The 9,101-nt window shown below is 66.4% G+C and carries 11 protein-coding genes; 2 read left to right on the top strand and 9 right to left on the bottom strand.

Features of this window, described 5'->3' with window-relative positions; all coding sequences use genetic code 11:
• Both AC5P9F_RS09755 and purB read right to left on the bottom strand, forming a co-directional pair.
• Positions 1 to 153, bottom strand: a 153-nt coding sequence (locus AC5P9F_RS09755) for a transposase (RefSeq protein ID WP_146256689.1), incomplete at its 3' end; no start/stop codon positions are given.
• Between the two features lie 184 nt (positions 154 to 337).
• Complete coding sequence (gene purB, locus AC5P9F_RS09750; RefSeq protein ID WP_024958488.1) at positions 338 to 1,705, bottom strand: adenylosuccinate lyase; 1,368 nt, start codon at positions 1,703 to 1,705, stop codon at positions 338 to 340.
• A 293-nt stretch (positions 1,706 to 1,998) separates the two neighbouring features.
• Between purB and AC5P9F_RS09745 the strand changes: the two genes are divergently transcribed.
• Complete coding sequence (locus AC5P9F_RS09745; RefSeq protein ID WP_012480781.1) at positions 1,999 to 3,426, top strand: class II fumarate hydratase; 1,428 nt, start codon at positions 1,999 to 2,001, stop codon at positions 3,424 to 3,426.
• Positions 3,427 to 3,529: 103 nt separating this feature from the next.
• Here AC5P9F_RS09745 and AC5P9F_RS09740 read toward each other — a convergent pair whose 3' ends face one another.
• The 7 genes from AC5P9F_RS09740 to AC5P9F_RS09710 form a co-directional block, all read right to left on the bottom strand.
• Positions 3,530 to 3,955 (bottom strand): hypothetical protein, encoded by a 426-nt coding sequence (locus AC5P9F_RS09740; protein WP_033833950.1) that lies wholly within the window; start codon positions 3,953 to 3,955, stop codon positions 3,530 to 3,532.
• 100 nt (positions 3,956 to 4,055) lie between these two features.
• Entirely contained in the window at positions 4,056 to 4,667 is a 612-nt protein-coding gene (locus AC5P9F_RS09735) for a YggN family protein (RefSeq protein WP_005413931.1), read from the bottom strand.
• A 30-nt stretch (positions 4,668 to 4,697) separates the two neighbouring features.
• Positions 4,698 to 5,585, bottom strand: a complete 888-nt coding sequence (locus AC5P9F_RS09730; protein WP_033833949.1) for a DUF4097 family beta strand repeat-containing protein — start codon at positions 5,583 to 5,585, stop codon at positions 4,698 to 4,700.
• Positions 5,586 to 5,610: 25 nt separating this feature from the next.
• On the bottom strand, positions 5,611 to 6,639 hold the full coding sequence (locus AC5P9F_RS09725) for an ABC-2 transporter permease (RefSeq protein WP_005410263.1): 1,029 nt from the start codon (positions 6,637 to 6,639) through the stop codon (positions 5,611 to 5,613).
• A complete protein-coding gene (locus AC5P9F_RS09720) occupies positions 6,636 to 7,511 on the bottom strand; it encodes an ABC transporter ATP-binding protein (RefSeq protein ID WP_005410262.1) in 876 nt (291 codons plus the stop codon). The genes AC5P9F_RS09725 and AC5P9F_RS09720 overlap by 4 nt, the downstream gene beginning before the upstream one ends.
• Positions 7,511 to 7,870 carry a GntR family transcriptional regulator gene (locus tag AC5P9F_RS09715; RefSeq protein ID WP_005410261.1) on the bottom strand — a complete coding sequence of 120 codons (360 nt, stop codon included), beginning with the start codon at positions 7,868 to 7,870 and terminating at the stop codon, positions 7,511 to 7,513. Before AC5P9F_RS09715 ends, AC5P9F_RS09720 begins: the two co-directional genes overlap by 1 nt.
• A 2-nt stretch (positions 7,871 to 7,872) precedes the next feature.
• Positions 7,873 to 8,109, bottom strand: coding sequence for a hypothetical protein (locus AC5P9F_RS09710; RefSeq protein ID WP_043034711.1), 237 nt, complete (start codon positions 8,107 to 8,109; stop codon positions 7,873 to 7,875).
• 365 nt (positions 8,110 to 8,474) lie between these two features.
• On the opposite strand from AC5P9F_RS09710, the gene AC5P9F_RS09705 reads away from it, so the two are divergent.
• The gene (locus AC5P9F_RS09705) at positions 8,475 to 9,062 is read left to right on the top strand and encodes a glutathione peroxidase (RefSeq protein ID WP_005410259.1); all 588 of its coding nucleotides are present in this window, start codon (positions 8,475 to 8,477) and stop codon (positions 9,060 to 9,062) included.
• The last annotated feature ends 39 nt before the right edge of the window (positions 9,063 to 9,101 follow it).

Raw genomic sequence — 9,101 nt, 5'->3', positions numbered from 1 at the left:
TCCGCGCCAACCATGCAGCCGATAGGTCGCCACCCAGCGCCTGACCGTGGAGAACTCAAGGCCGTGGCGACGGGCAATGGCTTTGACCGATGTGGAGGTCTTGCAGGCCTCTTTGGCGACCTGCAGTTTGAAACGTGCGTCATATCTGTTCATGTATCCCTCGGGGTTGGATCTGACGTCCAACTCCCGGGGGTCACTTCAGGATGGGTTCACGGCGTCCCCCGCGAACCCAACCCGCCCCGCCAAGCGAGGCAATAACCCAGAGCCGCTCTTGACGTTGATGTTGCCGTTGCCTGCCGCAGGCAGCGCCCGCGGCCGCCGCCGCAAAGGAAACCCCTTAGATCTTCTTCGCCAGGGCCTCGGCCAGACCCGTGTAGCTGCCGGGGGTCATCTCCAGCAGGCGCTGCTTCGCATCCGCCGGCAGCTCCAGCCCCTGCACGAACGCACGCATCGACTCGGCGGTGATGCCCTGGCCACGGGTCAGCGCCTTCAGCTGCTCATACGGGTTCGGCAGGCCGTGGCGGCGCATCACCGTCTGCACGGCCTCGGCCAGCACTTCCCAGGCCGCGTCCAGATCGGCGTCCAGGCGCTGTGGGTTCACCTCCAGCTTGCCCAGGCCCTTGGCCAGCGAATCCAGCGCCACCTGGCTGTGGCCGAACGCGGTGCCCAGTGCGCGCAGCACGGTGGAATCGGTCAGGTCACGCTGCCAGCGGCTGATCGGCAGCTTCGCGCTGAAGTGCTCGAACAGCGCGTTGGCGATACCGAAGTTGCCTTCCGCATTCTCGAAATCGATCGGATTGACCTTGTGCGGCATCGTCGACGAGCCGACTTCGCCTTCCTTCAGGCGCTGCTTGAAGTAGCCCAGCGAGATGTAGCCCCAGATGTCGCGGGCCAGGTCGATCAGGATGATGTTGGCGCGGCGCGCGGCATCGCCGATCTCGGCAACATTGTCGTGCGGCTCGATCTGCGTGGTGTACGGGTTGAACACCAGGCCCAGGCCGGTCACGAAGCGCTCGGCGAAGGCCGGCCAGTCCACGTCCGGGTAGCTGGCCACGTGGGCGTTGTAGTTGCCGACCGCGCCGTTGATCTTGCCGGTCAGCTCGACCGCGGCGATCTGCCGGCGCTGGCGCTCCAGGCGGGCGACCACGTTGGCCAGCTCCTTGCCCAGCGTGGTCGGCGAGGCGGTCTGGCCATGGGTGCGCGACAGCATCGGCTGGCCGGCCTGGGCGTGGGCGAGGTTGCGCAGCGTGGTGGCGATGCCGTCCAGGGTCGGCAGCAGCACCTCGCGGCGGGCCTGTTCCAGCATCAGGCCGTAGCTGAGGTTGTTGATGTCTTCGCTGGTGCAGGCGAAATGCACGAATTCCAGCGCCGGAGCCAGCTCGGCGTCGTCCTTCAGCTGTTCCTTGATGAAGTACTCCACCGCCTTGACGTCATGGTTGGTGGTGCGCTCGATCTCCTTCACGCGCGCGGCCTGGGCCGGGCTGAAGCGGGCGGCCAACCCGCGCAGGCGGGCGACGGCGGCGTCGGAGAACGGCGCCAGTTCGACGATGCCCGGTTCGGCGGCCAGCGCCAGCAGCCATTCCACCTCGACCACGATGCGGGCCTTGATCAGGCCGTATTCGGAGAAGATCGGGCGCAGGGCGTCGACCTTGCCGGCGTAGCGGCCATCGAGCGGGGACAGGGCGAGCAGGGCGGAATCGGACATGTCGGCAGGGCTGGGACGAGCGGCGGGGGCCATATTCTACGACGTGCCGGTCAGCTAGTGCCGGCCGCGGGCCGGCAACCACGCCCGGCCCTCGATTCCATGGATTGCCGGCCAGCGGCCGGCACTACCCTTGCGCGCGCAGAACGGCCGTGCAGGTGGAACGATCTGGCCCGCCCTCGTCATCCCATGCTGCGGGCAAGGGAGTATTGTGGCCGCAGCCGCCAGCCCGGGAAGCGACACCCTGCCAGCCGCCGCTTCCCTTTCCCCAACTGAAGTAGTGCGGAGTTGATGCAATGAGCAAAGCTGCAAGCAAGGGTTTCAGAATCGAACACGACAGCATGGGCGAGCTGCAGGTGCCTGCCGATGCCCTGTGGGGCGCGCAGACCCAGCGCGCCGTGCAGAATTTCCCGGTGTCGGGCCAGCGCATGCCGCGCGGTTTCATCCGCGCCCTGGGCCTGGTCAAGGGCGCAGCCGCCGGCGTCAACGCCGAGCTGGGCCACCTGCCGAAGAATGTGGCCAAGGCCATCCAGACCGCTGCTGCCGAAGTGGCCGCCGGCAACTGGGACGCGCAGTTCCCGATCGACGTCTACCAGACGGGTTCGGGCACGTCGTCGAACATGAATGCCAATGAGGTCATCGCCACCCTGGCCAACCGTGCCGGCAAGGCGGGCAAGACCACCGTGCATCCCAATGACCACGTCAACCAGGGGCAGAGCTCCAATGACGTGATTCCGACTGCGCTGCGGGTGTCGGCGGTGCTGGCGACGCACGAGCAGCTGCTGCCGGCGCTGGTGCACCTGCGCAAGACCCTGGACAAGAAGGGCCGCAGCCTGCGCAAGGTGGTCAAGACCGGCCGTACCCACCTGATGGACGCGATGCCGCTCACCTTCGAGCAGGAATTCGGTGCGTGGTCGGCGCAGCTGGCCTCGGCGCAGGAGCGCATCGAAGACAGCCTCAAGCGCGTGCGCCGCCTGCCGCTGGGCGGCACCGCCATCGGGACCGGCATCAATGCCGACCCACGCTTCGGTGCACAGGTGGCCAAGGCGCTGAAGCAGCAGACCGGTTTCAAGTTCGACAGCGCCGAGAACAAGTTCGAAGGTCTGGCCGCGCAGGATGATGCAGTGGAACTGTCGGGCCAGCTCAATGCGCTGGCCGTGGCGCTGATCAAGATCGCCAATGACCTGCGCTGGATGAACGCCGGTCCGCTGGCCGGGCTGGGCGAGATCGAACTGCCGGCACTGCAGCCGGGCAGCTCGATCATGCCAGGCAAGGTCAACCCGGTCATTCCGGAAGCCACGGTGATGGCCTGCGCGCAGGTGATCGGCCACCACACCGCGATCACCGTGGCCGGGCAGACCGGCAACTTCCAGCTCAACGTCACCCTGCCGTTGATCGCGGTGAACCTGCTCGATGGCATCGGCCTGCTGGCCAATGTGTCCAGGCTGCTGGCCGACAGCGCGATCGCCGGGCTGAAGGTGCGCGAGGACCGCGTGGCCGAGGCGCTGGCGCGCAACCCGATCCTGGTCACCGCGCTGAACCCGATCATCGGCTACGAGAAGGCAGCGGCGATTGCCAAGCGTGCCTACAAGGAACAGCGCCCGGTGCTGGACGTGGCGCTGGAAGACAGCGGGCTTGACGAGGCCGAGCTGCGTCGCCTGCTGGACCCGACTGCGCTGACTGCTGGTGGCATCCAGGCTGGCGGTGGTGGCGCCGGGGGGTGATCTGCCGGTTGCAGAGTCGAGCCACGCTCGACGGTTGTTCCGGAGTCGGGCATGGTTCGACTCTACGGAAACGAAGAACGCCGCCCTCGGGCGGCGTTTTTCGTCAGCGACGGTCGGCGACGATGTTGCCGAAGGTGTCGGTGTAATCCTTGAACTCGGGGATGCGCTGGATCAGGTCGGCCGGGATCACCTCCATGCCCTCCGGCGGCTGGATCTTCACCGGCTGCATGTTCGGATCGGCCGGTGCGGCCACCAGCGTGTTCTGGCGCAGCACCTGCAGCTTGCCGAACATCGTCTGCAGCATCTGCTTCTGCCCGTCGTCCAGTGGAATCTGGATCTCGTCCACCTTCATCGTGCCGTCGCCGAGGATGATGATGTTCGGTGCCGGCGGGCGGCGCACGGTCACCATGCCTTCGCTGACGGAAATCTTGGGCTTGCCGCGCTCGGCGCGGTGATTGCGGTAATCCTTGTCGCAGCCGACCAGGCCCAGGCAGAGCAGGGCGGCCAGCAGCAGGAACAACTTCTTCATGGCGTTCGGTTCGGGGGCATCCGGGGGGCCCATTGTAAGCCCGCCGACAGTGCCCGACCGGCAACGGAAGGCCGCAGCCGGTCGGGTGCGTCGATTTGTCTCAGTTGGAGAACGTGACCGAGTTGTCCTTGCCGCAGTCGTCCACGTCGCTCTGGTCCATCGTCGCGTAGGGCTTGAATGCCGGCAGCTCGCGCGCCAGTGCCTGCTGGCTGGCCAGCATCGCCGGCAGGCGATCGCAGATGCGCTTGGCCTGGGCCTCGATCTTGGCGGCTTCGGCGTTGATGCGCTTCTCCACCCCTTCGCTGTCGCCGCTGAAGATGCCCTTCAGCGCTTCACCGGCGGCGTTGGCGCCGAGTTTGGCGCCGGCCAGCCCGACATCCATGCCCGCCATCGCAACGGCGACCACGTGACCGCGGTACTCCTGCAGGTGGCGGCGCTGGACGTCGTTGGCGGCGACCTCCTTGCCGGCGATCAGCAGGCGGCCATCCGGCGTGATCTCCGCACGCGGCTGCTTGTCGGCCGAGATCTTGATGTTGCCCTGGGCGATGTCCTTGCGGGCATCGTCCATGGCTTCCTTGACGGTCTGGCCAACGCCGCTGGTGGCTTCGGCGACGCTCTTGCCGACGCTCTTGTCGGGGGCGGAGGACGTGCCACCACAGGCGATCAGCGGCAGGCACAGCAGGGTAGCGGGCAGCAGGCGCAACAGGTTCATGATGTTCCCCTGGACGTGTGTGGAAGAGGATTACTTGCTGCGCGGCAGGGTGACCCGGCCGCTGACGTTGCGGTGTTCGATATCGCCGCTGCCGCTGTGATCGACGGTCAGGCTGCCGCGTACGCCGTCCACCTGGATGTCGCCCGAGCCGTGGCTGCGCACATGCACGTTGCCGCCGATATCGGCCAGATCGATGCCACCGGAGCCGACCACGCCGACTTCGACGCTGCCCTGCACGCGCTTGAACTCGATGTCGCCGGAGCCGACCGTATCCAGGCGTGCGTTGCCACGCACATCGGTGATCTTCAGGTCACCCGAACCGACAGTGCCGGTGATGGCATCGCCGCCGATGTTGCGGACATTGACGTCGCCCGAACCCAGCGACAGCAGATTCAGCGAACTGCCGCCATCGATGGTGAGGTCGCCGGAACCCACTGCAGCGTGGATGCTGCCACGGGTACCGCGGGCCACCGCGTCACCGGAGCCGACGTCCACGCTGAGCGACTGTGCGTTCTCCACGCTGGCGTCACCCGAGCCGACCTTGAACTGCAGCGGCAGGTTGTCCGGCACGCTGCCACGGATATCCAGCCAGGCGTAGCTGTTGCCCAGGCTGATGCCGCTTTGGCGGCCGTCGCGGCGCAGGCTCACCACCAGCTTGTCGCCCACCTTGCGCTGGTCCAGTACCAGCTGGTCCAGCCATTCCTGGCTGGACGCGCAGGCGCGGCCGTCCAGCTGGCCGCCGCCAGCGCTGGCGACCACCTTCAGGTCATGCTGGTTGACCTCGAACACCACCGTCCTGGCACCGGCCACGTCCAGCTTCAGCGCGCGGGCGGCAGTGAACTTGCAGTTCGGAGCATCGGCGGCCAGCGCCGACAACGGCAACAGCAACAACGCAGAACAGGCGAGCAGGGAACGCATGGGTGGTGCCTCCGGGTGGATGGAATCAGATCTCGCCGGCGCGCTTGCGCAGGCGGATGGCGAGGAAGATGAACAGTGCCCCGACGGCCGCACCGATCCACAGCTCCGGCATCGCCAGCGACTTCAGCTGCGAGGCGGGGGACATCAGGCTGACCACCGAATCCAGGTCGCGGCGCGAACCTTCACCTGCGCCGAGGCGGTACAGCAGGTCCATGCCGGGCACGCCGCCCAGCAGCAGGCGGCCGACGATGTTCTGCCAGAACCAGCCGGTGGTCAGGCCGAACAGCGGCATGATCTTGGTGGTGCTGACGATGACGCCGGCAAACAGTGGCAGCATCACCGCCCACAGGAACGGCTTGCTCTTGGCCCAGGCCGAGCACAGCAGCAGCCACCCTGCAGTGGGCAGGGCCCAAAGCGCGTAGACCGGAATCCAGCTCAGGTGGCCAGCGGCCAGGGTCAACGGGCTGGCGGGCCCCCAGATCAGCGCCATCGGGCTGCCACCGTGCATCAGCGCGACGATGCTGATGATCAGCATGAAGCCGAACATGGTGATGATGCCGGCAATCACCGCGATCAGCGGTGCCACGACCAGTGCGCTGATGACCTTGGACAGCACGGTCTGGGTATCCGACAGCGGCAACGACTTCCAGAACAGGATGCTGCGGTCGCGGCGGTCGTCGTACAGGGCGCCGAGGCAATAGAAGAACACCACGAAGGCCAGCACCAGGAACGGCCATGCCGAGCTGAGCACCAGGGTCAGGTCAAGGCCGTTACCGAGGTCGGCAAGGTCCTTGCCGTCGATGTTGCGGGTGAGCAGCGCCAGGTCCAGGCCATTGACGTTCACGCTCTCGCCATCGACATGCAGCGCACCGTTGCGCGCCGCGCGGTTCAGCGCGAACAGGCCGAAGGCGATGCCAACGGTGCTCATCACCAGCGAGATCAGGCCGGCGATCAGCGGGGCATACAGGAAACCGCCGCGGTTTTCCCAGTACTCGCGCTTGAGCAGCCAGCGCAGCGTGCCGAGGGGGCTGACGGGATGGTTGACGGCATTCATGCGTAGGTCCCCTTCATGACGGCGACGAACAGGTCGGCCAGGCCCGGGCTGCGGGTCTCGCCAAGGGTGGAAAGCTGGGCGCGCGGTACGCCGTCGAACAGCATCACGGTCTTGCCGAACGCCAGGCTGCGTTCGTCGATCGGCTTCAGGGCGCGCGCGGTCTCCAGCTGGTCGGCGTTGACCAGCAGTTCCGTGTAACGCTGGCCGACCTCGTCCATTTCCGCATCGAGCACGATTCGGCCATCACGGATGAACATGACGTCGCTGAGGATGTGCTCGATCTCTTCCACCTGGTGGGTGGTGACGATGATGGTTTTCTGCTCGTCGAAGTAGTCTTCCAGCAGGCGCTGGTAGAACTCCTTGCGGTACAGGATGTCCAGGCCCAGGGTGGGCTCGTCCAGTACCAGGATGCGGGCATCGATGGCCATCACCAGCGCCAGGTGCAGCTGCACGATCATGCCCTTGGACAGCTCGCGCACGCGCTGCTTCGGCTGCAGCTTGGTGTTGGCCAGGAAGCGCTCGCAGCGGGCGCGGTCGAAGCGCGGATGCACGCCGGCGACGAAATCGATGGCTTCGCGCACCTTCAGCCAGCGCGGCAGCACGGCGACGTCGGCGATGAAGCAGATGTCGTTCATCAGTTCGTCGCGGTGCAGCCGCGGGTCGCGCCCGAGCACGCTCAACTCACCTTCCACCGAGGTGAGGCCAAGAATGGCCTTCAGCGCGGTGGTCTTGCCGGCGCCATTGGGACCGATCAGGCCGACGATGCGCCCGCTCGGAATGCTGAAGCTGGCACTGTCGAGGGCAACGGTGGACTTGTAGGCCTTGCGCAGGCCGCGGGCGGTGATGACCGGTTCGCTTGCGGTGCTATTCATCAGACTTTCCCCTGGGGCAGCAATTCGTCGAGGCTCAGGCCCAGGCGCTGGATGCGCTCCAGCACGGCCGGCCATTCTTCATTGAGGAAGCGCTCGCGCTCGCTGCTGCGCAGCTGCGTGGCGGCCTGCTCGGTCATGAACATGCCCAGCCCGCGGCGCTTTTCGACCAGGCCTTCGTCGGCCAGTTCCTGGTAAGCGCGCGAAACGGTGATGGGGTTCAGTTGGTAATCGGCGGCCACCTGGCGCACCGAAGGCAGGGCATCGCCCGGCTTGAGGATTCCGTCGAGCATCATGGCGATCACGCGCTCCTTCAACTGACGGTAGATGGGAGCGCCGTCGCTCCACTGGATGTCGCTCATATTCAGCTCCGTGGGGTCAGCGGCTGGGCGAACGAGAAATACGGCATGGACAGGGAGCTGTGCAGCCGACGCGGGGGAGGGGGGGGGGAATCGGCGTTCCCGGCCGGTGTAGCGATTGCATCCTGCGCACTGTCGGGCGAGGCGGGGGCGGTGGGCGTGGCCAGCCAGGCCAGCACGATCAGGGTCGAAACAGCAGCGGCCGCGGGTGCGGTGAGGTTGCGACGGATCCGGGCGTTCATGGCTTCCCCCTGTCTCAGGTGACTGGTGTTGTATGCAACTATAACACCGGCACGCCTACGTGCAACCCCTTGCCGTCCCCAACTGATGACAGGGGTGGTCAAATCGCTGAAATATCCGTTTATCTGATTGATTCGGAAGGGAAATCAGGTTCTGGCGCGGGCCGACCCAGGCCCGCCTTCCATTCAGTGTTGTCCATGCTATGTCATTACTGCGCCGTTGCTGGCGGGTCGTGCAGGAAAGCGCCACGCCGCGCAAAGCCACAGGCGCCCCTTGCAACAAGGGGGAAGGGGGCCCGGTGCTATAGTTCGGCCGACTCCGGCCGCTACCGGCCGGCCCTGTGAATGGCCACCGCGGACTGCTCTCGATGCCCTTGCCGACCGTTATGCCGCGCCGCCTGCGCGGCCTGTCCCTGCTGACCCTGCTGGTAGCCGGCCTGGCCGGTTCCACCCAGGTGCTGGCGGCCGATCTTCTCGACCTCGACTACCGCCCGCTGGCCAGCAAGCAGCAGGTCAACCTGCAGCAGCGCTACCACGGGCAGGTGCTGCTGGTGGTCAATACCGCAAGCAAGTGCGGCTATACCCCTCAGTACGAAGGCCTGGAGGCGCTGCAGAAGCGCTATGCCGGCCGCGGCTTTGCCGTGCTCGGCTTCCCGTCCAACGATTTCAAGGGCCAGGAGCCCGGTGACGAGAAGCAGATCCAGGATTTCTGCACGCTCACCTACGGGGTCAAGTTCCCGATGTTCGAGAAGGTGCACGTGGTCGGTGCGGAGGCGACGCCGCTCTATCAACGGTTGACCGCGGCCACCGGCGTGGCACCGGGCTGGAATTTCCACAAGTACCTGGTCGGCCGCGATGGCAAGGTCATCGCCCAGTTCGCCAGCAAGGTGACGCCGGATGATCCGCAGCTGACTGCGGCCATCGACAAGGCGCTGGCCGCAGCGGCCGCACATTGATATCCGGCACGGATGCCTCGACATCGACGGCATGCGTGC

Source organism: Stenotrophomonas sp. YJH_SMC_4 (assembly GCF_059371575.1).
The sequence above is the reverse complement of the archived record's forward strand: the minus strand, read 5'-3'. Positions and strand labels throughout refer to the sequence as shown.

What these genes read in the sequence shown, in the direction of transcription:
- purB (WP_024958488.1), bottom strand. Translation starts at nt 1,705, where the DNA reads ATGTCCGATTCCGCCCTGCTCGCCCTGTCCCCGCTCGATGGCCGCTAC.
- AC5P9F_RS09745 (WP_012480781.1), top strand. Translation starts at nt 1,999, where the DNA reads ATGAGCAAAGCTGCAAGCAAGGGTTTCAGAATCGAACACGACAGCATG.
- AC5P9F_RS09740 (WP_033833950.1), bottom strand. Translation starts at nt 3,955, where the DNA reads ATGAAGAAGTTGTTCCTGCTGCTGGCCGCCCTGCTCTGCCTGGGCCTG.
- AC5P9F_RS09735 (WP_005413931.1), bottom strand. Translation starts at nt 4,667, where the DNA reads ATGAACCTGTTGCGCCTGCTGCCCGCTACCCTGCTGTGCCTGCCGCTG.
- AC5P9F_RS09730 (WP_033833949.1), bottom strand. Translation starts at nt 5,585, where the DNA reads ATGCGTTCCCTGCTCGCCTGTTCTGCGTTGTTGCTGTTGCCGTTGTCG.
- AC5P9F_RS09725 (WP_005410263.1), bottom strand. Translation starts at nt 6,639, where the DNA reads ATGAATGCCGTCAACCATCCCGTCAGCCCCCTCGGCACGCTGCGCTGG.
- AC5P9F_RS09720 (WP_005410262.1), bottom strand. Translation starts at nt 7,511, where the DNA reads ATGAATAGCACCGCAAGCGAACCGGTCATCACCGCCCGCGGCCTGCGC.
- AC5P9F_RS09715 (WP_005410261.1), bottom strand. Translation starts at nt 7,870, where the DNA reads ATGAGCGACATCCAGTGGAGCGACGGCGCTCCCATCTACCGTCAGTTG.
- AC5P9F_RS09710 (WP_043034711.1), bottom strand. Translation starts at nt 8,109, where the DNA reads ATGAACGCCCGGATCCGTCGCAACCTCACCGCACCCGCGGCCGCTGCT.
- AC5P9F_RS09705 (WP_005410259.1), top strand. Translation starts at nt 8,475, where the DNA reads ATGCCCTTGCCGACCGTTATGCCGCGCCGCCTGCGCGGCCTGTCCCTG.